Genomic DNA, 24,797 nt, shown 5'->3' with positions numbered 1-24,797 from the left:
CTCCCTATCTCAGTTTTCAGTGAATAAGAAAGAAGCCCACATAGTCGTGGGCTTCTTTCATTTACAGTTCAGAAAACTCTGGCGCATAGTCTATACGTCCGGAGCGTCCGGCACATTGACCTTCGACCAACTCTGCGATTCGAAATGCACCTTTAGGGACATCCCAAGCACATTCAAAGCCCATCTCGTCGCATGATTGAAAACCCTGGCGCGCGTAATAATCAGGATCGCCCAACACCACACACACTGGATAGCCAAAATCACGCAGTGAATCAAAACCTTCTTTGATCAACTCTGCAGCGATGCCTTGGCGACGGTAATCTTCATGAACAGCTAATGGCGCTAGCCCTTGCCATGACAAATCTTCACCATTTAAGGTCACAGGGCTAAATAAAGCATGGCCTATCACCTCTCCCTCATCTGTACACGCGACTAAGGAAAGCGTGAATTTGCTGTTTTCGCGCAAACGCATCACAAGCTCAGCTTCAGCTTCCGTCGGGAAGGCGTGTTTCAATAAGCGGTCAATGGTAAGAATGTCCGCTGGGGCTTCAGTTCGAATAAGCATTCGCTACTCCGGTTGGTTGTGCAGGCGCTTGAACTCCTTTCTGAACAAAATCAGCCAATTGATTCAAAGCGACTTGCATTGCTTTCGGTAACTGCTCTAAGTCGACACTGTCCATTAAGTTTTTCACTTCTAAGCCAAGCTCAGTATCACCTTCAATTGAAAGGCGACGTTGGAAGAACAGTGTGTCAGGGTCTTCTTTACGACCAGCAATCAGTACTAGGTCGTTTAGATTACCACTAAAACTCACATCTTCCTGAACTGGTTTTTCAGCTACCACCAATTTTTCGTCTTGATAGCTGATGTACCATGCTAAGTTCAAGTCTTTAATCGCAACTTTTAACCACTTGTCTTCAAGGAACTCAAAGTCACCATCTTCCAAGGCTTCTTTAAACACCATTTTTAGCCCTTCCAGCAACGCTTTTTGCTGAATTGGCTGTGGTAATAACTGGACTGGAGAACGCAAAATATTAGCTGCGTTCTTTACTAGTTGACTGCGAATCTTGTTTAACACGTTCATTATCCGTTACTTTGTCATTAGGTTGCTTATATTAAGCAATCGTGGCGATGAGATTACTGTTATGTATCAATAAAGTGCTTATTTTAGATTGGTGGTTTATTGTTCACTAACGCTTCTTTTTTTGAACTTACGTGTATTATTGATGCGAACAGGTGGATAAACACTTTTACAACCGTATTTTCAAAGTTATAGTTATCTGAGCGTATCCATGTGATTGTCGACTGCACAGCTAAAACCGCGAGCCCTTTAATGGCAAGTAACACTTTGGTTTGGTGGTAGACCGCCGCAGGCTTATCAGGGTGTCGCTTTTTATACACGGACGAATAATCTGGCTCATTGGAGATCGGTAATACCCTAATGCCTTCCCAGCAATTAAAACATTGGTTTGCCACGCTAACCTCAAATAGCCCTTTCTTCTTTGCCATTCTTGATAAAAAACACAATTATCGAATGGTAAGTGACCGTTACTGCGATATCGCAGGTTTAAGTCATGAGGAAATCGTCGGCTTAAACGATTGCCAAGTGCTGGGTGAACAGTTTTATAAGAAGCTTGCACCATACTATCAGCGCGCGTTCAAAGGGGCACATGTCGAAGCCGAAATCACGCTCGATGAAACCGACCTTGAAACCAGTCTTCACTTTAGTCTTTCGCCAGTTTTTGAAGGTAACGACATTCGCTTTGTTGTTTTTCACGCTGTCGATACTTCAGAAAAGCAGATACTCGTTCGCTCCTTAGAAGAGTCCGAAAGTAAGTTTGCGAAGTTAACACAACTGCTACCAGACGGCTTACTGCTTATCGAAGATGATGTTGTCATCTCTGCGAACCCCGCATCAGCGCGCCTTCTCGGACTTAACTCTCCTCATGAATTGTTGGGCGAAGAGCTAAGTCGTTTATTCATCGATGAAAACAGTAAAAAGGTATTTAGTCATCGATTGAGTACTTTAATTTCTGACAAACCTTTTGTCTGCTTAACCAGCGCAAGATGCGGCTTTGAACGGAAAGTTCAGCTACACGCGGATTCCACGGCGATATTAGGTAGCGAATCTCAAATTATCCTAATCCAAGATGCTGATGATGCGCCCAAAAACCTGTCTTCCGCATCGAATGAAGACATACACATTGACTCGCTCACCAAACTCTACAACCGCTTTGGCTTCACCAAACGTTTGGAACAGCTGATCAAAAAGCAAACACCGCTTCTGGTGTTCTATTTGGATATCGATAACTTCAAAAACATAAATGACTCACTTGGTCACCATATTGGCGATAAAGTGATTCAAGAGGTATCGGCCCGTCTTAAACGGTTACTACCAAACCAAGCGATTATTGGTCATTTGGGTGGCGATGAGTTTGGCGTCATTCTGCCGGAGCCAGAAAACACCCGCATGGCTGAAATTTTGTCCGATCGCATTATCTCGTTGATCAACCAACCTTTCGACTTGCACCACTTCAGTAAACGCCTTGCGTGTTCAATTGGTAGCGTTCGATACCCTGAAGACGGACAAGATGCGCGAATCCTACTACAAAATGCCGATACTGCGATGTATGAAGCCAAAGATCGTGGTAGAAATCGTCTGATCAAATTTAACGATCAAATGAACAAAGAAGCGCGTATGCGTTTGTGGCTCGAAATCGAACTGCAAAAAGCATTGCAGCAGAACGGTTTGGAAGTGTGGTATCAACCTAAGGTTAACGCGCGAGACTTCAGTATCAACGGCGCAGAAGCGCTCGTTCGTTGGAAGCATCCAGTCGAAGGGTACATTAGTCCTGGCTCATTCATTCCTGTCGCCGAGCGCGCTGGGTTAATCGAACACCTTGGACGTGTCGTGATGCGTGATGTTTTCAATACGGTAAAACGTTGGAAGCAACAAGGCATACTGCCAGGCCGTGTCGCCATCAACCTCTCTCCCGAGCAATTTGGCAACCCACAGCTGATCGACTTTATGGAAAAGCTGCTTCGCACTACCGAGCTTGATCCAAGCTGCATTACCTTCGAGCTAACCGAAAGTGCCGTGATGAGTGATAGCGAACATACACTGCAAATGTTGAATGCGATTAAAAAGCTTGGCTTCGCTCTCTCTATCGATGACTTTGGTACCGGCTACTCTTCTCTTTCCTACTTAGCGCGTTTCCCTATTGACGAGCTAAAAATCGACCGCGCTTTTATTAATGATATCGACACACTACCGAAACAAGTCACTGTGATTGAAAACATCATTAATCTGGGTAAGTCGCTCGACTTAACTGTCGTTGCCGAGGGGGTGGAAACCCACCAGCAAGCTACTTTGCTCTCTAACCTTCAATGTAATGCGATTCAAGGATTCCATTTTTATCGCCCGCAGCCAAAACATGAAATTGAAGAGCTGTTTGTACAGAATCGTCGTCACAAGAACTAACCCCGACCCGATCCCCTTACTCGCAAGGGGTAAATATCGACTTTATTGAGCTAAACCTAACTTAGGTCAATTTCGCTATTCATAATTCTTCATAAAATGCGGACACCTTTTTATTCTCAATGATTGTGAGCATATGGAACTCTTGTGTCCCGCGGGTAACCTGCCTGCGTTAAAAACTGCGATTGATTGCGGTGCCGATGCCGTCTACATTGGTTTCAAAGATGATACCAACGCCCGTCACTTTGCTGGCCTCAACTTTAACGGCAAGAAATTAGAAAAAGCGGTGCAATACGTTCATGACCGCAATAAAAAAATTCATGTCGCGTTGAATACCTTCGCTCATCCCAATGGCTTCGAGCGCTGGACGAACGCAGTAGACAATGCAGCGGCACTGGGTGTAGACGCGCTGATTGTTGCAGACATTGCAGTGCTGGAGTACGCGGCTCGCAAATATCCCGATCTGGAACTACACCTTTCAGTGCAAGCATCAGCGACCAACGTCGCAGCCATTGATTTTTACAAACAAAACTTCAACGTAAAACGGGTAGTATTACCTCGCGTTTTATCGATTCATCAGGTCAAACAGCTTTCACGCAACATCACTAGCGATGTCGAGTTAGAAGTCTTTGCTTTTGGTAGCCTTTGCATCATGTCTGAAGGTCGCTGCTACCTATCGTCATATATGACAGGCGAGTCTCCAAACACTGTGGGAGCATGCTCTCCAGCTAAGTACGTTCGCTGGCAAGAAACAGAAAATGGTCTGGAATCCCGCCTTAACGACATTTTGATCGATCGCTACAGCGCCGGTGAAAATGCGGGCTACCCTACCTTGTGTAAAGGTCGTTTCGAAGCTGAAATCGAAGGCGAGAAAAAACGCTACCACGCACTGGAAGAACCAACCAGTTTGAACACCCTCTCTATGCTACCAGAACTATTTGCTGCAAATGTGGCGTCTGTAAAAATTGAAGGTCGCCAACGTAGCCCTGCTTACGTAGAACAAGTCACTCGAACATGGCGAGCCGCGATTGACCGTTACCAAGCAAACCCAGAAGCTTATCAAGTCGAAGCGGCTTGGGATGCCGCATTGGCAAACGTGTCTGAAGGTACGCAGACCACACTTGGTGCTTATCACCGCAAATGGCAGTAGAGGTTAAGATGGATAATTCAATGAAATACGCGCTTGGCCCGCTGTTGTACTTCTGGCCAAAACAAGACATCGAAGCGTTTTATGAACAAGCGAAATCAAGCTCCGCGGACATCATCTATCTTGGGGAAACCGTATGCTCAAAACGTCGAGAAATGAAGCCTTCGCATTGGCTTGAAATAGCAAAAGAGCTGTCTGCATCTGGCAAGCAAGTGGTGCTATCAACAATGGCACTACTAGAAGCTCCGAGTGAAGTAAACATAATGAAGAAGTACATCGACAACGGTGACTTCGCGATTGAAGCAAATGACGTATCTGCTGTTCAATTGGCATCAGAGCATAAAGTGCCTTTCGTCGTTGGCCCTGCAATCAATACTTATAACGCACACACGCTCAACTTATTTTTGAAGCAAGGTATGATGCGTTGGTGCATGCCTGTCGAGCTCTCTCGCGAATGGTTAAACGATACTTTGGTTCAGTGTGACGAGCTTGGTATTCGTAACAAGTTTGAAGTTGAGGTATTTAGCCACGGTTATTTGCCTTTAGCATATTCCGCTCGCTGTTTCACAGCCCGAGCTGAAAACCTAGCGAAAGACGATTGCGAAACCTGCTGTATCAAATACCCTACGGGTATCCAGGTCAGCAGCCAAGAAGGACAAGAAGTCTTTAACCTTAACGGCATTCAAACGCAATCAGGGTATTGTTATAACCTGATCAATGACTTACCAAGTATGCAAGGCCTGGTTGATGTGGTCCGATTAAGCCCTCTCGGTGTGAGTACACTTTCTGAGTTAGAGCATTTTCGCTCAAACGAGCACGGCGACAACCCTGAAAAACTTGAAAGCCGCCAATGCAATGGCTATTGGCATCAGCTAGCTGGCTTAGAAGTAAAAAACATTTAGCTCCCCAAAAAAGAAAAGCGAGGCCCAACCTCGCTTTTCTCTATCAGCCATTGTTAACAGGCTTGCACTGTTGGCTCAGCCGAAGTTTCATTAAGCAGCTTTTTCACATCTCGCCACAACATACTGATCACGACCAAACTCAATGCAATGTTAGACAATGGGAAAGCTAACCAAATGCCTGTCACGCCGAAAAGTTTCGGCATAATGAATAAGAATGGCAACTGGACCAGCATGTTGCCTAGTGTTACAAACATAGCTTTGCTGCCTTTGTTTACTGATTGATAGTACGCGGCCGCCACAACTAAAAAACCATCTAAGAACAACGCAAACATGTGTAAACGAATCCCGATCACAGTGCTATCAATCAACTGTTGGTCAGCATTATTAAACACCGCAACCAGTTCGTACGGGAAAAGGTTCATCAAAACAACGAACGCCACCCCACCAAGCACAGATGTCCCCATCGCGACCTTTAATAACTTTCTGATGTTCTCCTGATTACGTGCACCGTGGTTGAAGCTCACTAAAGGCTGCATACCATTCGCAATTCCTTCGGCTATCAGATAGTAAACCGTCACGATGTACCCCAAAATGGCGTACGCTCCGATCAACATTGCACTTCCGTATTGAGCAAATAACGCGTTGTGCAGTGCCACCATCACAGAGCCGTAGGCGTACATAAAGAAACTTGATGTACCTATCATGATAATCTTTGGTGCAGCATCAACCTGAACTTTGAAGTCGCGGATACGAAGGCGTAATGTTGCTTTTGAAGTAAAGAAGTAACCAATACCGAGCACAGTGACCACTAATTGTGCAAGTGCAGTGGCAATAGCGGCTCCGGTTAACTCCCACTCCAACCAAGCAATAAATACGTAGTCTAATACAATGTTAATAACGGCACCGATGACCATCAAAATCGTTGCTAAGTTCGGGCTGTCGTCATTGCGTAACAGAAACGGAACCGCGATAGAACCCAACGTGAATACGCACGCGACAATCAGAATATGCAAATATTGCAGCGCAAGTTCAAACACTCGCCCTTCCGCACCTTGCCAGCGAATAAATTCATCCGAAAACAAGAACAATATTGTAGCAACGACCGGCATCAATGCCGCTAACAACGTCAATCCGGTCGTTAGGATTCGCTTAGCGCCTTCATGATCGTTCTCTCCTTGCTTGATCGAAGTCAGCGCGCCAGTCCCCACCCCAATCATCATTCCTATACCGAGGATCGAGCCGATAATAGGCCACGCAACATTGATCCCAGCTAATCCGTCAGCGCCAACATAACGGCCAATAAAAATGCCATCAACTATTTGATACAAACCGTTTACGAGCATTGCTGCGACGGTTGGAATCGTATATTTCCAAAACTGTCTATAAATTGAGTTTTGCATGACTGTCACCAGTAGTTAGCAAAGCTAACCATTTAATTAGCAAGACTAACTAAATGGTTAAATTAAATAAAAGAAAAATGAAACACCAAAGGCTAATGCGTACAGCGGAGGCCTTTGGTTTAGTTTAAAATGACTTATTGCTCAATGCTTTATTCAGTAAAGCTTGTAACTGCTCAGCTTCTTGCTGATTTAATTGTTGCATCATTTGTTCAGAGATATCTTTGTAAACCACCTGTTCCAAAGACATTTTTTCTGCGACTTCTTCTGTAAGCAACACACGCTTAGCACGAGCATCCTCATTACATGCGATGCGTTTCACCAAACCCTTTTTTTCCAGACGCACAACCATTGTCGACGCGGAAGGCTTAGTCACTTGCAGCTCTTCTGCAAGATCGGTTATTCGCACACCCTCAGGGTAAACCTGAATCACACGTAAATAATCGAACTCATTAAAGCTTAGATGTGATAATGGATCTTCTTTGGCATAGACACGCCAAGCTTTGGCGCAAAAACGCTCTAAATCAATCAAGCTTTCTTCTAATGCCATAAAGCCACCACCACTTAGTTAGCAAGACTAACTATTTTAAATGAGTCACTCATCAAGTTCAATCATAAAAAAAGCCGCTCTCATCGAGCGGCTCTAAATCATTCAATTTCCAGCTTCTTGGCAGCCTTTAACTTGGCCAATCTATCTTGCTGTAATTGATCGTAAATTTGCGCCAGCTCCAAGAAAGAATAGCGATGCTCAACATAATCGTAAACGTTGAACGAAATCGCGAGCTTATAAAGTGAGATGGCACTTGCGATATCACCTTCAAGCTGATTACGCTTTCCAAGGTAGAAATACGTTTCCGTCAATCGTTCAGCTAGGCGATAGTTCTCTCTCGTTCCATCCATAATTGCTTTAAGCGCGTCTTCGTCCGAGACGTCTCGTAGCATGATGGCAACAAGAACCCATCCCCACTCTTCACTACGATCTCGTAAATAACGCTGTTGAAGATTGGCTTTTGCTTGCTCTGGATTTTGCTCAGCTTCGATGATGTACAGCCATAATGAACGAAAAGGATCCGTAGGCATTTCTTGATAATGCTTGGTCATATCTTCTAAAGCGAGATCGATTCGGCCACCATAATACAGTGCAATCGCACGGTTGCGCTCAGCATAGGTATTATCAGGAGCCAACTCTATGGTCGAGTCAAACGCTTCATATGCCGCATCAAACTCTCCTACTTGGGTAAAGTATACTCCCAAAAGATTGAAGATGTCCGGCTGAGCAGGATTCAACTGCAAAGACTGGTTAAAGTCCAAACGGGCAAGATCACGCAAACCAACGCTGTCGTAGTAGCTACCGCGCTCATAATGCATTTTAGCGCGCACTTCATCACTAAGGTCGGGACGTTGTAGCAACTGCGATAGACGCGCGATTTGTACTTCTTGTTGAACACTAGGCTGAAGTGGCACCGCCATCGGTGGATATAACCACTTTTGTGCTGATTGTTGAGAAGTATTTGCACAACCGGCCAGCGCGATAGCAACACATAAAATTGCGGTTTGAAACCATTTCACTAATTGATACTCCTGTTTGGACCGCTCAAGATTTGTTTCTCTTAATGCAATATAGGCGATAACCTCGTTTGAGGTTAATACATCGAAACAAACCAAAAAAGGGGAGCGAAAATGCTCCCCTTTTATAACATGCTTTCAGGCCCTTAATCTAATAAAAGGCTGAAAGTCTCATTTTGTCTTACTCGTCTTTAGCAGCCGGTGCTTCAGCAGCAGCTTCTTCAGCTGGCTTTTCTACCGCTTCTTTCATGCTTAGACGTACACGGCCTTGGCGGTCGATTTCAAGAACTTTAACTTGAACTTCTTGACCTTCAGCTAGGTAGTCAGACACTTTCTCAACACGTTTTTCGGCGATTTGAGAGATGTGTACAAGACCATCTTTGCCTGGAAGAACCGTTACGAATGCACCGAAGTCCGCTAGACGTGCAACTTTACCTGTGTAGATACGGCCCACTTCAACTTCAGCAGTGATCTCTTCGATACGGCGGATAGCTTCTTTCGCAGCAGTGCCTTCAGTTGCCGCAATCTTGATAGTACCGTCGTCTTCGATTTCGATAGTTGTACCAGTCTCTTCAGTTAAAGCACGGATAACTGCACCACCTTTACCGATAACGTCTTTGATCTTCTCTGCGCTGATCTTCATCGTGTGAATACGAGGAGCAAATTCAGAGATGTCTTCACGAGCACCAGAGATTGCTTCATCCATTACAGATAGGATGTGCTTACGTGCGCCTTGAGCTTGGTTAAGCGCAATTTGCATGATTTCTTTAGTGATGCCTTCGATCTTGATGTCCATTTGAAGTGCAGTGATACCAGTGTTAGTACCTGCTACTTTAAAGTCCATGTCACCTAGGTGGTCTTCATCGCCAAGGATGTCAGAAAGTACAACGAAATCGTCACCTTCTTTAACAAGACCCATTGCAATACCAGCAACAGATGCTTTGATTGGTACACCTGCGTCCATAAGCGCAAGAGAAGTACCACATACTGAAGCCATTGAAGATGAACCGTTAGATTCAGTGATTTCCGATACAACACGTACTGTGTATGGGAACTCATCAACAGAAGGCATTACTGCAGCAATACCACGCTTCGCCAGTTTACCGTGGCCGATTTCACGACGCTTAGGAGAACCTACAAAACCAGTTTCACCTACACAGTATGGAGGGAAGTTGTAGTGCAGTAGGAAGTGATCTTTACGCTCACCAGTTAGCTCATCGATGATTTGAGCATCACGCTGAGTACCTAGCGTTGCAGTAACGATCGCCTGAGTTTCACCACGAGTGAATAGCGCGCTACCGTGAGTACGAGGAAGAACACCAGTACGTACATCTAGTGCACGAACCATGTCTTTTTCACGGCCATCGATACGAGGGTTACCAGCAATAATACGGCTACGTACTACTGTCTTCTCTAGATCATGGAAGATAGTGTGGATTTCTTTTGTGTCTGCTTCAGGATCTTCAGCAAGAAGAACTTCATTTACTTCCGCAGCGATCTCATGGATGCGGTCGTAACGAGCCATTTTCTCAGTAATTTGGTAAGCTTCAACAAGTTTAGCTTCTGCTAGATCAGCAATCTTATTTTTAAGCGCTGTGTTCTCTTCAGGAGCAACCCAATCCCAAGCAGGAGTTGCAACTTCTGCTTTGAATTCGTTGATAGCTTGAATAGCAACTTGTTGTTGGTCATGACCATAAACAACCGCCGCTAGCATTTCTTCTTCAGTTAGGTTGTCCGCTTCTGACTCAACCATCAGTACTGCTGACTCTGTACCTGCAACAACAAGGTCAAGCTTAGAAGTTTCTAGTTCAGTTTGGCTAGGGTTAAGTACAAGCTGACCATCGATATGACCAACACGCGCCGCACCGATAGGGCCGTTGAATGGAATGCCAGAGATAGCAAGAGCAGCAGAAGTACCGATCATTGTAACGATATCTGGCTGAACATCTGGGTTTACAGACATTACTGTCGCGATAACCTGAACTTCGTTTTTAAACGCGTCTGGGAATAGCGGACGGATTGGACGGTCGATTAGACGAGCTGTTAGCGTTTCGCCTTCAGAAGGACGACCTTCACGTTTGAAGAAGCCGCCTGGGATTTTACCCGCAGCGTAAGTACGCTCTTGGTAGTTAACCGTTAGTGGGAAGAAGTCTTGACCTGCAACGGCTTCTTTTTTACCTACAACAGATACGAATACAGACGTATCATCCATTGTGACCATAACTGCTGCTGTAGCTTGACGTGCAATAACGCCAGTTTCTAAAGTAACTGTGTGGTTACCGTACTGGAACGTTTTAACAACTGGTTTTTCGAACATTGTTATTCCTTGTTTCTAATCTTCCTTTAGTGCTTAAAGAAATCTTAGATGTGTTAATTGACACTCAAGGCATTACGAATCGCGACTAGTAAAAAGAAACTCGGAAGTTCCTTTTGAATAGTCGCGACCTTTTGGTCGACGTGGTTGACTGTAATGCTATGAGCTTTTGAGAAAACCTCTTACAAGGTTTAGCCGCCAGTATTATAACGGCATAAGTCTAATTTGGCTAAATTTAGGCAACAAAAAAGGGGCATAAAGCCCCTTTTTAGACAAACTGCTATGCAGTCGCTGATTAGCGACGTAGGCCTAGACGTTTGATTAGGTCTTGGTAGCGAGCTAGGTTTTTACCTTTTAGGTAATCTAGAAGCTTACGACGACGAGAAACCATGCGTAGAAGACCACGACGGCTGTGGTGATCGCCTTTGTGCGCTTTGAAGTGACCTTGTAGGTGGTTGATAGAAGCTGTAAGTAGAGCTACTTGAACTTCTGGTGAACCAGTGTCGCCTTCGCCTTGTGCGTATTCTGCAACGATTGCTGCTTTAGTTTCTGCATTCAGAGACATAATTCTCTCCTAATAAGAGTAGGTTTAAAGTTGTAGCAGCCAATCTCTGATTCAGCCGCTACGCGAAGCGCGGATTATAGGGAAATTTCCTATCTCGTGCAATATAAAAATACCGACACTCAGGTCGGTATTTTCAATCATTTACTTGGATGCAACGTCATCTCGGAACACGACCAATCGCTTAGGAGCGATTTTGCCATCTTCGTTCATTTCGCCAACGCCAATAAACAAGCGTTCTTCACCCATAGTAAGGCGAAGTGAGCCCTCAGTCGGAGCACCAAATACTTGAACGGGCTGCCCATGTTGGACCATATTCGCCAGTTCAGGCACCAAGTTGACTTCTGGTAAGTCTTCTACCGCTGTATCCATTGGCAAAAGCAGTGGGTCCAGTAGTTCTCGAGGCGCTCGTTCCTCGCGGTGAGCTTGCTCTAGCAACTCATTTAGTTGCTCAAGTGTTACCATATTCTCGTAAGGGTATTTAGCAACACCAGTACGACGAAGCATAGTTACGTGCGCACCACAACCTAACATTTCGCCCAGATCATCAACGATAGTACGAATATAGGTACCTTTAGAGCAGTGCACTTCCATCTCTACTTCATCGCCTTCAAAACGGTGAAGAACAATCTCATATACCGTGATCTTACGAGATTCACGCGGAACTTCGATGCCTTTACGAGCGTATTCATACAAGGGTTTACCTTGATACTTCAACGCAGAGAACATGGAAGGCACTTGATCAGATTCACCACGGAACTGATCGATGCACGCTTCTAGCTTGTCTAACGTAACATCGACTGGACGCGTCTCTACAACTTCACCATCCGAGTCAGACGTATTGGTACGTTCACCCAGCTTTGCGATCACGCGGTAGCGTTTATCAGAATCAAGAAGAAACTGAGAAAATTTTGTCGCTTCACCCAAGCAAATTGGCAGCATGCCTGTCGCTAATGGGTCCAAGGCTCCAGTGTGGCCTGCTTTCTCGGCAAAGTAGATTCGCTTTACTTTTTGCAGTGCATCATTGGAAGAGATACCTGTTGGTTTGTCCAACAGTATAACGCCATTAATTGGACGACCTTTACGACGACGAGCCATTATTCTTCGTCCTCACGACCAGAATCTTTTTGCTTTTGTTTGTCTGAACTAACGACTTCAGACACTAGGTTAGACATACGCATACCTTCAACAAGCGTATTGTCATAGTGGAAGCGGATTTCTGGCGTTAAACGTAGACGAATACGCTTACCTAACATCATGCGAATGTGCACTTCGTGCTCACGTAGCGCTGCTAGACATGATTCAGGTGTTTGCTCACCCACACACAGGAAGGTCACAAATACTTTTGCGTAAGCTAGGTCACGAGAGACTTCTACGTCTGAGATCGTCACCATGCCAAGGCGAGAGTCACGAACTTCACGTTGAAGGATCATCGCTAGTTCTTTTTGCAGCTGCTGTGCAACGCGCTGCGTGCGGCTAAATTCTTTTGACATATCTTTACTCTTATATAGAAAGAATGGGGGGTTGGTCAAAGCCAGCCCCCCATGGTGTATTCAACAACCAATTACTACTTATCTTTCAAAGACAATATTAGTAATTTTAGTCAATTAGTCTAGAGTACGTTTAATTTCAACGATTTCGAAGACTTCGATTTGGTCACCAACGCGAACATCATTGTAGTTCTTAACGCCGATACCACATTCGTAGCCATTCTTAACTTCTTGAACGTCATCTTTGAAACGACGTAGTGACTCTAGTTCACCTTCGTAAATAACAACGTTATCACGTAGTACACGGATTGGGTTGTTACGCTTGATCACACCTTCTGTAACCATACAACCAGCGATAGCGCCCAGTTTCGGTGACTTAAACACGTCACGAACTTCAGCAAGACCAATGATCTCTTGCTTGAATTCTGGAGCAAGCATACCGCCCATTGCTTGTTTCACTTCGTCAATCAATTGGTAAATGATTGAGTAGTAACGTAAGTCAACAGCTGCGGCTTCAACAGCACGACGAGCAGAAGCATCTGCACGAACGTTAAAGCCAAGGATGATTGCGTTTGAAGCTTCCGCTAGTACTACGTCAGTTTCCGTAATACCACCAACACCAGAACCAACGATGTTCACTTTAACTTCGTCAGTAGATAGCTTAACTAGTGAGTCTGCGATTGCTTCTACAGAACCTTGAACGTCTGCTTTAAGTACAACGTTAAGTTCAGCAACTTCACCTGCAGTCATGTTAGAGAACATGTTCTCTAGTTTAGATTTCTGCTGACGAGCAAGTTTCACTTCACGGAACTTACCAGCACGGTAGTTAGCTACTTCACGCGCTTTACGCTCGTCACGAACTACTGTTGCTTCATCACCTGAAGATGGTACACCTGAAAGACCTAGGATCTCTACAGGGATAGATGGGCCAGCCGAAGTAATTTCTTTACCTAGCTCATCACGCATTGCACGAACACGGCCGTATTCTTGACCACAAAGAACGATGTCGCCTTTGTTTAGTGTACCTGATTGAACAAGTACTGTTGCAACTGGACCACGACCTTTATCTAGGCGAGATTCAACAACAACACCAGATGCCATGCCTTCAGCTACAGCTGTAAGTTCAAGAACTTCAGACTGAAGAAGGATTGCTTCTAGAAGACCATCGATGTTTGTACCCTGTTTAGCAGAGATGTGAACGAACATGTTCTCACCGCCCCACTCTTCAGGAATAACGTCGTATTGAGCAAGCTCGTTCTTAACGTTATCTGGGTTCGCGTCTTCTTTATCGATCTTGTTCACAGCAACAATTAGAGGAACGCCTGCCGCTTTCGCGTGCTGAATCGCTTCTACTGTTTGTGGCATTACGCCATCGTCTGCTGCAACTACAAGAACAACGATATCTGTCGCTTGAGCACCACGAGCACGCATTGCAGTAAACGCTGCGTGTCCAGGAGTATCAAGGAACGTGATCATGCCGTTGTCTGTTTCAACGTGGTACGCACCAATGTGCTGAGTAATACCACCCGCTTCGCCAGAAGCAACGTGTGTGCGACGGATGTAGTCAAGTGTTGACGTTTTACCGTGGTCAACGTGACCCATGATAGTAACAACTGGAGCACGTGGAACTGCTTCCGCGTTAGTGTCACGGTCAGATAGTACCGCTTCTTCCAGTTCGTTCTCTTTACGAAGAACTACTTTATGGCCCATTTCTTCAGCAACAAGTTGTGCTGTTTCTTGGTCGATCACTTGGTTGATAGTCGCCATAGCGCCCATCTTCATCATTACTTTGATAACTTCTGTCGCTTTAACCGACATCTTGTTAGCAAGTTCTGATAGAACGATCGTTTCGCCAATTACAACGTCTTGCTTAGCAACCGTTGCTGACTTATCAAACCCGTGCTGCATTGAAGTCGGCTTAGCAAGTTTGCCCTTACGACCTCTACCGCCACGTTGGTTGTTACGGCCACCGCGAGCTTGGTCGTCTTTACCCGAAGCTGCTTTTTTCTTCTTACGACGACCGCCTTCTACTTTGCGATCTGCTTCATCTTCGGCTTCACGTGCGTATTGTGAAGTCGTTACATGGTAATCTGTATCTTCCATATCACCCTTTTTCTCTTCTGCAGCAGACCAACGCTCTTTATTCTTTTCAGCCAATTCGCGAGCTTCTTCAAGCTTGCGCTGACTTTCCTCTTCAGCCTTACGCTTAGCTTCTTCTTCCTGACGACGTTTAAGCTCGTCGGCCTCTTTTCGCGCTGCTTCTTGCTTAATTTTCTCTTCAGCATCACGCTTTGCTTTTTCTTCAGCATTACGTTGTGCATTCGTATCTACGTCTCGCTTCGCTTTTTCTTCAGCTTCACGTTTCGCTTTTTCTTCCGCTTCACGTTTTGCAGCTTCTTCAGCTTCACGTTTCGCAGCTTCTTCAGCTTCACGTTTTGCAGCTTCTTCTGCTGCACGTTTTGCTGCTTCTTCTGCTTCACGTTGTGCTGCTTCTTCAGCTTCACGTTTCGCTTCATCTTCAATTGTGCTGCGCTTCACGTATGTACGTTTTTTGCGCACCTCAACCTGAACATTCTTACTCTTACCACCACCCGCGTTCACACTAAGTGTACTACGAGTTTTACGCTGAAGCGTAAGGCGAGTCGGCTCTGAATCACCTGATTTATCACCGTGTTCTTTCTTTAAATGAGAGAGAAGCTTCTGCTTCTCTTCATCAGTAACATTGTCAGAGCTCGCCTTTTTAATGCCAGCGTCAGCAAGTTGTTCAATCAAGCGGTCGACTGGCGTACCAATCTCATCACTCAGTGCTTTAACTGTTAATTGTGTCATGCCGCTTCCTCCTTGCCGAAAATTATGCTTCTTCGCCGAACCAACAGATGTTACGTGCGGCCATAATTAGCTCACCTGCACGTTCTTCGGTCAGGCCTTCGATACCTTCTAAATCGTCAATACCTTGGTCAGCAAGATCTTCCAGTGTCGCTACACCTTTCGCTGCCAATTTAAATGCCATCTCACGCTCAAGACCTTCAAGTGCAAGTAGGTCCTCAGCTGGTTCTAGACCTTCAAAAGACTCTTCTTGTGCTAGTGCGATCGTCGTTAGTGCATCTTTTGCACGTCCACGAAGCTCTTCGATTAGTTCTTCATTCAAACCATCGATTTCTAGTAGCTCGTTAACTGGCACGTATGCGATTTCTTCTAGCGTTGAGAAACCTTCTTCAACAAGAAGTTGAGCGAAGTCTTCTTCAATATCTAGGTACTTCATGAAGTTTTCAATAGATGCTTGTGATTCTTCAGCGTGTTTCTTCTGAAGATCAGCAACTGTCATAACATTCAGTTCCCAACCTGTTAGTTGAGATGCTAGACGCACGTTTTGACCGTTACGACCGATAGCTTGCGCTAGGTTGTCAGCTTCAACTGCGATGTCCATTGAGTGTGCATCCTCATCAACGATGATAGAAGCAACATCAGCTGGCGCCATTGCGTTGATAACGAATTGAGCTGGGTTATCATCCCAAAGCACAATATCGATACGCTCCCCACCAAGTTCGCCAGAAACAGCTTGTACACGTGCACCACGCATACCAACACACGCACCTACAGGGTCGATACGTTTGTCATTTGTTTTGACAGCGATCTTAGCGCGAGAACCAGGATCACGTGCCGCGCCTTTCAACTCGATAATATCTTCTGCGATTTCAGGCACTTCAACACGGAACAGTTCTGCCAACATTTCTGGCTTAGAACGAGTGATGAACAATTGGAAACCACGTGCTTCAGGCGCGACTTTGTAAAGAAGGCCACGTACACGGTCGCCTGGACGGAAGTTTTCACGAGGAAGTTGGTCATCACGCAGGATTACCGCTTCAGCGTTATTACCAAGATCAAGCACGATTGTGTCACGGTTTACTTTTTTCACGACACCAGTGATTAGATCACCTTCATTGTCGATGAACTGTTCAACGATTTGTGCGCGCTCAGCTTCACGAACTTTTTGTACGATAACTTGCTTAGCAGTTTGAGTCGTAATACGGTCAAACGTTACTGATTCGATTTCGTCTTCTACGTAGTCGCCAAGCTCGATTGAGTCATCTTCGTATTGCGCTGCTTCTAGTGAGATCTCTTTTGTAGGGTTCTCAACGTCATCAACAACTAACCAACGGCGGTAAGTTACAAACTCACCGGTTTTACGGTCAATGGCAACACGTACGTCGATTTCGATTTCGTATTTTTTCTTTGTAGAAGTTGCTAGAGCAATCTCAAGAGCCTCAAAGATACGCTCACGAGGTACCGCTTTTTCGTTCGATACCGCTTCTGCTACCGCTAAAATTTCTTTACTCATTGTATTTAGCCTCTAAGCTTAAACTTTTTTAGGGAACTAAAATTTAGGGATCAGGTTAGCTTTGGAAATGTTACTTAGAGCAAACTCTTCTTGCTGACCGTCTACAGTAATTGTCACTGTTTCGCCATCAACACCGTGGATAATACCTTTCCACTTACGACGGTTTGCTACAGCCATTTTCAATACGATGCTGACCTCGTGACCAATAAATTGCTCGTAATGTGCTGCTTTAAAAAGTGGTCTTTCTAAACCTGGAGAAGACACTTCTAGGCTGTAAGCAACAGAAATTGGATCTTCAACGTCTAAAACTGCACTAACTTGGTGGCTAACTTCTGCACAGTCGTCTACGTTAATACCATTTTCATGGTCAATGTAGATACGTAACGTTGAGTGCGCGCCTGCACGAATGAATTCTAATCCAACTAACTCATAACCTGATGCCGCTACTGGCGCGTCAAGCATTTCAGTAAGTTGTCTTTCTAAACCAGTCATTTAACCACTCCAGAAACAAAAAAAGGGCTCAGAGCCCAATCAAAAAACCAAGCAGTATCTGAGCTATTTCAAAAAGCTCAGATAACAAAAAACCCCGATAGTCGGGGTTTTATGCTGCTGGACCCTGATACGTTAAGAATAGCCAACAATTGCTTTTCTTAACTCGTAGTGTGGTTAGCACTACGCAAACTTGCCAATCTACGATTTCCTTTTAAAGAAAGAGATTGGTTGCGGGGGCCGGATTTGAACCGACGACCTTCGGGTTATGAGCCCGACGAGCTACCAAGCTGCTCCACCCCGCGTCCGACTTGCTGAGCATTATACTCGCAAACAAGTGATTTACAAGTTTGTAAATACATGGTGCCGAGAGAGGGACTCGAACCCTCACACCTAAGGCACTAGCACCTCATGCTAGCGTGTCTACCAATTTCACCATCTCGGCATCAAAACCTTACAGCTTATTGAGGAATTTCATCACCCGCAGGGGCAGGAACTTCACTCGCTGCATCCTTAACTTGTTCAACAACTGGTTGACCTAACGTTGGGTCTACCCATTGTGATTCAGTCTGGTGCGTAGACATACGACCAAGTAACAAGCTAACGATAAAGAATACGGTTGCTAAAATAGCAGTTGTTCGGGTTAGGAAATTACCTGAGCCGCCAGCACCAAACACTGTGTTTGAAGCACCAGCACCGAACGAGGCTCCCATATCTGCGCCTTTACCTTGTTGAATCAACACAAGGCCAATCACACCAAGCGCTGCCAACAGGTAAATCACAAGTAGAACTGAAAACATTTTTTCCACCTATGTTCCAAATTGTTGAGCCAGCGCCGTTCAAAAGAATAAATCATTATGAACAAGGCTAGCGACCTCCTAACGGGAGGCGGAGCAATACTAGCGAAAGCCAGTAACGCTGACAAGGGAAAATTAGTAAAAAATCAATGCCAATGCGTTAAGCGCTCAAAAAAAGGGCAAAAGATGCCCTTTTCATTCAAGACATGCTTTAACGCAATGATTAACAACTTGCTTTAACAGCCTCAGCGATTTTCAATGCTGAGTGTTGAACTAGTTCACCATCTTCGCCTTCCACCATAACGCGGATCAAAGGCTCAGTGCCAGACTTACGCAGCAGTACACGCCCTTTATCACCAAGTGTCGCCTCTACTTCAGCGACAGCGTTTAATACAGCTGTAGCTTCAAGAGGGTTACTTTCTCCTGAGAAACGGACATTTTCTAAAACCTGAGGATATAATGTCATTCCTTGCGATAGTTCATATAAAGACATATCGCTGCCAATTACAGAAGCAAGTACTTGAAGTGCAGCAACAATCGCATCGCCGGTTGTGACTTTATCTAATAAGATCACATGGCCTGAGTTTTCAGCACCAATTTTCCAACCTTTTTCTAGCAGTTGCTCCATGACATAACGGTCACCAACAGCAGCACGTACAAACGGAATGCCTAGCTGCTTTAAACCATTTTCCATACCCAAGTTAGTCATTAGTGTACCAACAACACCACCCTTTAGCTCACCACGACGAAGTGCATCACGAGCGATGATATAAGCAATTTGGTCACCATCAACTTTGTTACCTAGGTGGTCGACCATAATGATGCGGTCACCATCACCATCAAATGCGAGACCAAGATGCGCTTGCTCTTCAACAACACGCTGTTGAAGAGCTCGTACGTCTGTTGCGCCCACTTTTTCATTAATGTTGATGCCGTTAGGCTCTACGCCCATAGCGATAACTTCTGCCCCAAGTTCTTTGAAAACATTTGGAGCGATGTGGTACGTTGCACCGTGCGCACAGTCTACTACGATCTTAAAGTTCGCAAGGCTCAACTCAGATGGGAAAGTACTCTTACAGAATTCGATGTAACGACCAGCTGCATCATTTAGGCGGGTTGCTTTACCAAGCTCAGCAGACTCCACACATTCAATTTCTTTATCTAACTCAGCTTCGATCGCCAATTCGATATCGTCAGGTAGCTTAGTACCCTCAGAAGAAAAGAATTTAATGCCGTTGTCGTAATATGGGTTATGTGATGCAGAAATCACAATACCAGCCTCGGCACGGAAAGTCTGAGTTAAATATGCCACAGCTGGAGTTGGCATGGGACCAGTAAATGTTGCTTTAAGTCCCGCAGCTGCAAGGCCAGCCTCTAGTGCAGATTCAAGCATATAACCTGAAATACGTGTATCTTTACCTATGATAACTTTCTTTGTGCCTTGTTTCGCTAGTACACGACCAGCAGCCCAGCCAAGCTTAAGTACGAAGTCTGGAGTGATTGGGTATTGTCCTACTTTACCGCGCACACCGTCAGTACCAAAGTAACGTCTTTCATTCGACATAAACTTTCCTTTATTATTTTTAAATATTGTTTTTCGTCATCTCAACAACTTTCATCGCTTCGATTGTCTCTTCAAAGTCATGCACGCGAATGATCTGCGCGCCTTTCATCGCGGCAATCGTAGCACAAACGACACTTGCGTTCGTACACTCTGCCGCTGGCTTGTCTAACAGTTTGAAGATCATGGATTTACGAGACATGCCAGCCAAAATAGGCAGGCCGAATTCATGAAACTTTTCAAGATGAGCAAGCATATGATAATTGTGTTCGATTGTTTTGCCAAAGCCAAACCCAGGATCGAGAATCAGTTGAGATTTATCAATCCCTGCTGCTTCACACGCCGCGATACGTTCTTCTAGAAAAGCCGACACGTCCCCCATTAAATCATCATAATGAGGGTCAACTTGCATGGTCCTAGGCTGACCTTTCATATGCATCAGACAAATTGGAAGGTTTGCTTCTGCTGCGACTTCCAGAGCACCTGGCTCTTGCAGCGAACGGATGTCATTGATCAAATCAGCCCCAGCATCAATTGCTTGACGCATCACTTCCGCTTTACTGGTGTCAACGGAAATCCACACATCATACTTTTCACGAATGGCTTTGATTACTGGGACAACACGCCTAAGCTCTTCTTCCAAAGACACATCCGGTGCACCAGGTCTTGTCGATTCACCACCAACATCAACAATACTTACACCAGCCTTTATCATTTTATCAACTTGAGCAAGAGCAAGTTCAATTGAGTTGTATTTACCGCCATCCGAAAAGGAATCCGGTGTCACATTTAGAATGGCCATGACATGTGGACGCGAAAGGTCCAAAGATTTGTTATTTGCTGTAATCATCATCATAAACACAAAAACCCCGAGATAACTCGGGGTTTAATATTATCGATACTCTTTATTCAGAGTCTTTCTTTTCAGGCGCTTCGTTAGAAGTTGTATCAGAAGAGCTAGGCTGTTCTGCATCTTTCGCAGTATCCGTTGCTTCTTCTTTAACTTCTTGCTTTGCTTGAGGCTTGTCGCTGTCTTCTGGTTTGCTTGCTGAGTTATCACTCCAGCCCGCAGGCTCACGAATTTCAGCTTTGCGCTCCATTAAGTCATCAATCTGGCGAGCATCAATGGTTTCATACTTCATCAGCGCATCTTTCATCGCATGCATGATATCCATGTTCTCTTGAAGAATCTTCTTCGCACGATCGTAGTTGCGGTCAATGATCTGACGAACTTCGTCATCAATCAACTTCGCTGTATCGTCAGACACATGTTTAGTCTGAGTTACACTACGTCCTAAGAACACTTCGCCTTCATCTTCTGCATACAGCAGAGGGCCAAGCTTTTCAGAGAAACCCCATTGAGTAACCATCTTACGAGCAATATCTGTTGCGCGCTCGATATCATTAGAAGCACCGGTTGATACTTTGTCAGCACCGTAGATAAGTTCTTCTGCTAAACGACCACCGTACAAGCTAGAAATCATTGATTCTAGGTGCTGGCGAGACATGCTCACGCGGTCCTGCTCTGGAAGGTACATTGTTACACCCAACGCACGACCACGTGGAATGATAGACACTTTGTACACTGGATCGTGTTCAGGAACCAAGCGACCAACAATCGCGTGACCAGCTTCGTGGTATGCGGTTGACTCTTTCACTTCCTCAGACATCACCATTGAACGGCGCTCAGCACCCATCATGATTTTGTCTTTCGCCAGTTCAAACTCAACCATAGAAACGTTGCGCTTGTTACCGCGCGCAGCAAACAAGGCTGCTTCGTTAACTAAGTTTGCTAGGTCAGCACCAGAGAAGCCTGGAGTACCACGTGCGATGAGAGAAGGCTCTACATCACCCGCTAGAGGGACCTTACGCATGTGAACTTTTAGGATCTGTTCACGGCCACGTACATCTGGAAGACCAACTACCACTTGACGGTCAAAACGACCAGGACGCAGTAGCGCAGGGTCTAGCACGTCCGGACGGTTAGTCGCAGCGATAACGATAATACCTTCGTTACCTTCGAAACCATCCATCTCAACGAGCATTTGGTTTAGTGTTTGTTCACGTTCATCATGACCACCACCAACACCTGCGCCACGTTGACGACCTACCGCATCGATCTCATCGATAAAGATGATACAAGGTGCAGCTTTCTTTGCTTGTTCAAACATGTCACGCACACGAGATGCACCAACACCAACGAACATTTCTACGAAATCAGAACCAGAGATAGTAAAGAATGGTACTTTCGCCTCACCGGCAATGGCTTTCGCTAGAAGCGTTTTACCCGTACCAGGAGGACCAACCATTAGAACACCCGTTGGAATCTTACCGCCCAGTTTTTGGAAGCGGCTTGGATCGCGTAGGTAGTCCACCAGTTCTTTCACGTCTTCTTTTGCTTCGTCACAACCAGCAACGTCAGCAAAAGTTGTCTTGATTTGTTCTTCGCTCATCATTCGAGCTTTGCTCTTACCAAAAGACATGGCGCCTTTACCACCGCCGCCTTGCATTTGACGCATGAAGAAAATCCATACACCAATTAGTAAGATCATTGGGAACCAAGAGATGAAGATAGTACCAAGCAAGCTTTGCTCTTCTGGAGGCGTGCCTTGTACTTTCACGTTTTGGTTAATTAGGTCATCTAGAAGCTTTTGGTCATACACTGGCATGTAAGTGACCATTTTGGCACCGCCGCCACGACGAACAAAGCTAATTTCACCGTCTTTAAAAGTTGCTTCTTGAATCTGGCCTTGGCCAACTTCCTGTACAAACGTGGTGTAATCCACGGTTCTGCCATTGCTTTCTCCAGGGCCAAAGCTCTGGAATACCGACATCAATACGACGGCGATAACAAGCCACAGAATTAAATTTTTTGCCATGTCACTCAAGGTGTAAGCCTCTCGATAACTAATTGTAATTAAAGGTAGGGTACTACAGTTCATTAACTGTAGCTATAGTGTTAACACGCTCTCAAGAGAGCAAAATGGTTAACCTTTGTAACCAGTGGCTACGACGAAGACCTCTCGAGAGCGAGCTCGCGATGAGTCTGGTTTTCTAATTTTTACGGCTTTAAACATGTCTCGGACTTCTTTCACATACTGATCGAAGCCTTCCCCTTGGAAAACCTTTACGACAAAGCTACCATTAGGCGCTAGAACTTGTCGACACATATCTAAAGCTAATTCAACTAAATACATAGCGCGAGGTTGATCAACAGAATTGTTTCCCGCGATGTTAGGCGCCATATCAGACATTACTACGTCTACCATGGAAGGTTGGATCCTTTCTAGCAAAGCTTCCAATACCGCATCATCACGAAAGTCGCCTTGTAAAAAGCTAACGCCAGCAATCGGGTCCATAGGAAGCAAGTCACACGCGATGATCTGACCACTGTCCCCTACTATCTTAGCAGCATATTGAGACCATCCGCCCGGCGCAGCCCCCAAGTCGACGACTGTCATTCCAGGCTTTAACAATTTATCTTTCGTTTGAATCTCATCGATCTTGAAATAAGCACGTGAGCGGTAGCCTTTTTTTCGGGCTTCATTCGCGTATTTATCATCAAAGTGTTCTTTCAACCAACGACCAGAACTAGCCGAATGTTTTTGTTTACTCATTTTAATCCCAACAAGGCACAAATTGGAGCTATTGTTTTAATAGGCGCTACCTATTACTCAATAAATTATAGTCTTCAGCAATAGATGGCGTTAAAATAGCTTTTTTCAACCCTTATTTTAAAGAAAATTGGCCGCGTAATGAACCTAAGCACCAAACAAAAGCAGCACCTTAAAGGCCTAGCTCACAGTTTAAAACCTGTTGTGCTAATGGGCGCAAATGGACTTACAGAAGCCGTGCTAGCAGAAATTGAAATCGCTCTTAACCATCACGAACTTATCAAAGTAAAAGTTGCTTCGGAAGATCGTGAAACAAAACAGCTAATCATCGACGCTATCGTACGTGAGACGGGCGCTGAAAAAGTTCAGACTATTGGTAAAGTGCTTGTGCTATACCGCCAGTCTGAAGAGCGTAAAATCGAAATCCCTCGTAAGTAACTCTACTTACGTTGCTGAAGAAAAAAGGTCGCCTGAGGCGACCTTTTTGCGTTTTATCAGGGCAGTAATGCTACTCCAAACGACCTAGATATATTCTACTCGGTCAATTTCGAAGTCTTTCGCGCCACCCGGAGTTTGAATAGCAACTTCATCGCCTTCCATCTTGCCAATCAGGCCACGAGCAATAGGTGAGCTCACTGAAATGCGACCTGCTTTGATATCGGCTTCGTCATCACCAACGATTTGGTACGTTTTTTCTTCTTCGGTGTCGATATCAATCAAGGTTACGGTTGAACCAAAAATAACTTTACCCGTGTTCTCCATCTTCGTTACATCAATAACTTGAGCAACTGACAGTTTGTATTCAATGTCACGGATTTGTGCTTCACAAATACCCTGCTCTTCACGAGCGGCGTGATATTCAGCATTCTCTTTTAAATCACCTAGCTCACGAGCTTCAGCAATTGCCTCTGAGATCTGAGGACGTAGTTTAAGTAGACGATCGAGTTCTGCACGTAGCTTTTGCTCGCCACGTAGTGTCATTGGAACTTTTTCCATTTTATAACCTCAAGCCCAAATGGGTCTTTGGACAAAAAAAGCCCACCCTGTCATAGGACTGGGTAGTGCGCTTAAAGATGTATTTCGTTTAGTGTAAACAAACTCCCGGACGAAATCATCTTAATTCGAAAGACAGCAAGACTATGC

Annotated in this window: 22 protein-coding genes and 2 tRNA genes; 4 read left to right on the top strand and 20 right to left on the bottom strand. The window is 45.0% G+C overall.

What is annotated here, in order from left to right; genetic code table 11:
• Positions 1-61: 61 nt before the first annotated feature.
• Together R7O03_RS10780 and R7O03_RS10775 are read right to left on the bottom strand one after the other, a co-directional pair.
• On the bottom strand, positions 62-565 hold the full coding sequence (locus tag R7O03_RS10780) for a GNAT family N-acetyltransferase (protein WP_017820425.1): 504 nt from the start codon (positions 563-565) through the stop codon (positions 62-64).
• Positions 549-1,076, bottom strand: a complete 528-nt coding sequence (locus tag R7O03_RS10775) for a ubiquinone anaerobic biosynthesis accessory factor UbiT (RefSeq protein WP_005394645.1) — start codon at positions 1,074-1,076, stop codon at positions 549-551. Before R7O03_RS10775 ends, R7O03_RS10780 begins: the two co-directional genes overlap by 17 nt.
• 363 nt (positions 1,077-1,439) lie before the next feature.
• On the opposite strand from R7O03_RS10775, the gene R7O03_RS10770 reads away from it, so the two are divergent.
• From R7O03_RS10770 to R7O03_RS10760, 3 genes are all read left to right on the top strand, one after another.
• On the top strand, positions 1,440-3,479 hold the full coding sequence (locus R7O03_RS10770) for a bifunctional diguanylate cyclase/phosphodiesterase (protein ID WP_176311149.1): 2,040 nt from the start codon (positions 1,440-1,442) through the stop codon (positions 3,477-3,479).
• Positions 3,480-3,612: 133 nt separating this feature from the next.
• Positions 3,613-4,626, top strand: coding sequence for a ubiquinone anaerobic biosynthesis protein UbiU (locus R7O03_RS10765; protein WP_005386427.1), 1,014 nt, complete (start codon positions 3,613-3,615; stop codon positions 4,624-4,626).
• A 20-nt stretch (positions 4,627-4,646) separates the two neighbouring features.
• A complete protein-coding gene (locus tag R7O03_RS10760; protein ID WP_005380107.1) occupies positions 4,647-5,525 on the top strand; it encodes a U32 family peptidase in 879 nt (292 codons plus the stop codon).
• 53 nt (positions 5,526-5,578) lie between these two features.
• Here R7O03_RS10760 and R7O03_RS10755 read toward each other — a convergent pair whose 3' ends face one another.
• The 17 genes from R7O03_RS10755 to rlmE all read right to left on the bottom strand — a co-directional run bounded on the left by R7O03_RS10755 (position 5,579) and on the right by rlmE (position 23,657).
• Positions 5,579-6,925, bottom strand: coding sequence for an MATE family efflux transporter (locus tag R7O03_RS10755; protein WP_062730457.1), 1,347 nt, complete (start codon positions 6,923-6,925; stop codon positions 5,579-5,581).
• 124 nt (positions 6,926-7,049) lie between these two features.
• Positions 7,050-7,472 carry a MarR family winged helix-turn-helix transcriptional regulator gene (locus tag R7O03_RS10750; protein ID WP_005394653.1) on the bottom strand — a complete coding sequence of 141 codons (423 nt, stop codon included), beginning with the start codon at positions 7,470-7,472 and terminating at the stop codon, positions 7,050-7,052.
• A 98-nt stretch (positions 7,473-7,570) separates the two neighbouring features.
• Positions 7,571-8,491, bottom strand: coding sequence for a lipoprotein NlpI (gene nlpI / locus R7O03_RS10745; protein WP_062730456.1), 921 nt, complete (start codon positions 8,489-8,491; stop codon positions 7,571-7,573).
• A 178-nt stretch (positions 8,492-8,669) separates the two neighbouring features.
• Entirely contained in the window at positions 8,670-10,805 is a 2,136-nt protein-coding gene (pnp, locus tag R7O03_RS10740; RefSeq protein WP_005380098.1) for a polyribonucleotide nucleotidyltransferase, read from the bottom strand.
• Positions 10,806-11,097: 292 nt separating this feature from the next.
• The gene (rpsO, locus tag R7O03_RS10735; protein WP_005380094.1) at positions 11,098-11,367 is read right to left on the bottom strand and encodes a 30S ribosomal protein S15; all 270 of its coding nucleotides are present in this window, start codon (positions 11,365-11,367) and stop codon (positions 11,098-11,100) included.
• A gap of 141 nt (positions 11,368-11,508) precedes the next feature.
• Positions 11,509-12,462, bottom strand: a complete 954-nt coding sequence (gene truB, locus R7O03_RS10730) for a tRNA pseudouridine(55) synthase TruB (protein ID WP_005380088.1) — start codon at positions 12,460-12,462, stop codon at positions 11,509-11,511.
• Complete coding sequence (gene rbfA, locus R7O03_RS10725; protein WP_005380087.1) at positions 12,462-12,857, bottom strand: 30S ribosome-binding factor RbfA; 396 nt, start codon at positions 12,855-12,857, stop codon at positions 12,462-12,464. Before rbfA ends, truB begins: the two co-directional genes overlap by 1 nt.
• 114 nt (positions 12,858-12,971) lie before the next feature.
• Positions 12,972-15,683 carry a translation initiation factor IF-2 gene (infB, locus tag R7O03_RS10720; protein ID WP_005380086.1) on the bottom strand — a complete coding sequence of 904 codons (2,712 nt, stop codon included), beginning with the start codon at positions 15,681-15,683 and terminating at the stop codon, positions 12,972-12,974.
• Positions 15,684-15,705: 22 nt separating this feature from the next.
• Positions 15,706-17,193, bottom strand: coding sequence for a transcription termination factor NusA (gene nusA / locus R7O03_RS10715; protein WP_005380084.1), 1,488 nt, complete (start codon positions 17,191-17,193; stop codon positions 15,706-15,708).
• Positions 17,194-17,229: 36 nt separating this feature from the next.
• Positions 17,230-17,685, bottom strand: coding sequence for a ribosome maturation factor RimP (gene rimP, locus R7O03_RS10710; protein ID WP_005386424.1), 456 nt, complete (start codon positions 17,683-17,685; stop codon positions 17,230-17,232).
• 225 nt (positions 17,686-17,910) lie between these two features.
• Positions 17,911-17,987: transfer RNA gene (locus R7O03_RS10705), tRNA-Met, on the bottom strand.
• A gap of 56 nt (positions 17,988-18,043) precedes the next feature.
• Positions 18,044-18,127 (bottom strand) — tRNA-Leu (locus R7O03_RS10700).
• 16 nt (positions 18,128-18,143) lie between these two features.
• Complete coding sequence (secG, locus tag R7O03_RS10695; RefSeq protein WP_005380080.1) at positions 18,144-18,482, bottom strand: preprotein translocase subunit SecG; 339 nt, start codon at positions 18,480-18,482, stop codon at positions 18,144-18,146.
• A gap of 220 nt (positions 18,483-18,702) precedes the next feature.
• The gene (glmM, locus tag R7O03_RS10690; protein WP_005388992.1) at positions 18,703-20,043 is read right to left on the bottom strand and encodes a phosphoglucosamine mutase; all 1,341 of its coding nucleotides are present in this window, start codon (positions 20,041-20,043) and stop codon (positions 18,703-18,705) included.
• A 19-nt stretch (positions 20,044-20,062) separates the two neighbouring features.
• Positions 20,063-20,893: a dihydropteroate synthase gene (folP, locus tag R7O03_RS10685; protein ID WP_017820419.1), complete on the bottom strand. Its 831-nt coding sequence runs from the start codon at positions 20,891-20,893 to the stop codon at positions 20,063-20,065.
• Positions 20,894-20,945: 52 nt separating this feature from the next.
• Complete coding sequence (gene ftsH / locus R7O03_RS10680; RefSeq protein ID WP_021034025.1) at positions 20,946-22,919, bottom strand: ATP-dependent zinc metalloprotease FtsH; 1,974 nt, start codon at positions 22,917-22,919, stop codon at positions 20,946-20,948.
• A gap of 108 nt (positions 22,920-23,027) precedes the next feature.
• Positions 23,028-23,657: a 23S rRNA (uridine(2552)-2'-O)-methyltransferase RlmE gene (gene rlmE, locus R7O03_RS10675; RefSeq protein ID WP_005388985.1), complete on the bottom strand. Its 630-nt coding sequence runs from the start codon at positions 23,655-23,657 to the stop codon at positions 23,028-23,030.
• Positions 23,658-23,795: 138 nt separating this feature from the next.
• Between rlmE and yhbY the strand changes: the two genes are divergently transcribed.
• Positions 23,796-24,092: a ribosome assembly RNA-binding protein YhbY gene (yhbY, locus tag R7O03_RS10670; protein WP_005380066.1), complete on the top strand. Its 297-nt coding sequence runs from the start codon at positions 23,796-23,798 to the stop codon at positions 24,090-24,092.
• A gap of 84 nt (positions 24,093-24,176) precedes the next feature.
• Here yhbY and greA read toward each other — a convergent pair whose 3' ends face one another.
• The gene (gene greA, locus R7O03_RS10665; RefSeq protein WP_005380065.1) at positions 24,177-24,650 is read right to left on the bottom strand and encodes a transcription elongation factor GreA; all 474 of its coding nucleotides are present in this window, start codon (positions 24,648-24,650) and stop codon (positions 24,177-24,179) included.
• Positions 24,651-24,797 lie beyond the last annotated feature (147 nt).

The organism is Vibrio sp. Vb2960, assembly GCF_033337665.1.
GTDB lineage: Bacteria > Pseudomonadota > Gammaproteobacteria > Enterobacterales > Vibrionaceae > Vibrio > Vibrio alginolyticus.
This window is presented reverse-complemented; position numbering and strand designations above follow the sequence as displayed.

Excerpts from the sequence above, each read along its gene's own strand:
- R7O03_RS10780 (WP_017820425.1), bottom strand. The coding sequence starts at position 565 with ATGCTTATTCGAACTGAAGCCCCAGCGGACATTCTTACCATTGACCGC.
- R7O03_RS10770 (WP_176311149.1), top strand. The coding sequence starts at position 1,440 with ATGCCTTCCCAGCAATTAAAACATTGGTTTGCCACGCTAACCTCAAAT.
- R7O03_RS10765 (WP_005386427.1), top strand. The coding sequence starts at position 3,613 with ATGGAACTCTTGTGTCCCGCGGGTAACCTGCCTGCGTTAAAAACTGCG.
- R7O03_RS10760 (WP_005380107.1), top strand. The coding sequence starts at position 4,647 with ATGAAATACGCGCTTGGCCCGCTGTTGTACTTCTGGCCAAAACAAGAC.
- R7O03_RS10755 (WP_062730457.1), bottom strand. The coding sequence starts at position 6,925 with ATGCAAAACTCAATTTATAGACAGTTTTGGAAATATACGATTCCAACC.
- R7O03_RS10750 (WP_005394653.1), bottom strand. The coding sequence starts at position 7,472 with ATGGCATTAGAAGAAAGCTTGATTGATTTAGAGCGTTTTTGCGCCAAA.
- pnp (WP_005380098.1), bottom strand. The coding sequence starts at position 10,805 with ATGTTCGAAAAACCAGTTGTTAAAACGTTCCAGTACGGTAACCACACA.
- rpsO (WP_005380094.1), bottom strand. The coding sequence starts at position 11,367 with ATGTCTCTGAATGCAGAAACTAAAGCAGCAATCGTTGCAGAATACGCA.
- truB (WP_005380088.1), bottom strand. The coding sequence starts at position 12,462 with ATGGCTCGTCGTCGTAAAGGTCGTCCAATTAATGGCGTTATACTGTTG.
- rbfA (WP_005380087.1), bottom strand. The coding sequence starts at position 12,857 with ATGTCAAAAGAATTTAGCCGCACGCAGCGCGTTGCACAGCAGCTGCAA.
- infB (WP_005380086.1), bottom strand. The coding sequence starts at position 15,683 with ATGACACAATTAACAGTTAAAGCACTGAGTGATGAGATTGGTACGCCA.
- nusA (WP_005380084.1), bottom strand. The coding sequence starts at position 17,193 with ATGAGTAAAGAAATTTTAGCGGTAGCAGAAGCGGTATCGAACGAAAAA.
- rimP (WP_005386424.1), bottom strand. The coding sequence starts at position 17,685 with ATGACTGGTTTAGAAAGACAACTTACTGAAATGCTTGACGCGCCAGTA.
- secG (WP_005380080.1), bottom strand. The coding sequence starts at position 18,482 with ATGTTTTCAGTTCTACTTGTGATTTACCTGTTGGCAGCGCTTGGTGTG.
- glmM (WP_005388992.1), bottom strand. The coding sequence starts at position 20,043 with ATGTCGAATGAAAGACGTTACTTTGGTACTGACGGTGTGCGCGGTAAA.
- folP (WP_017820419.1), bottom strand. The coding sequence starts at position 20,893 with ATGATGATTACAGCAAATAACAAATCTTTGGACCTTTCGCGTCCACAT.
- ftsH (WP_021034025.1), bottom strand. The coding sequence starts at position 22,919 with ATGGCAAAAAATTTAATTCTGTGGCTTGTTATCGCCGTCGTATTGATG.
- rlmE (WP_005388985.1), bottom strand. The coding sequence starts at position 23,657 with ATGAGTAAACAAAAACATTCGGCTAGTTCTGGTCGTTGGTTGAAAGAA.
- yhbY (WP_005380066.1), top strand. The coding sequence starts at position 23,796 with ATGAACCTAAGCACCAAACAAAAGCAGCACCTTAAAGGCCTAGCTCAC.
- greA (WP_005380065.1), bottom strand. The coding sequence starts at position 24,650 with ATGGAAAAAGTTCCAATGACACTACGTGGCGAGCAAAAGCTACGTGCA.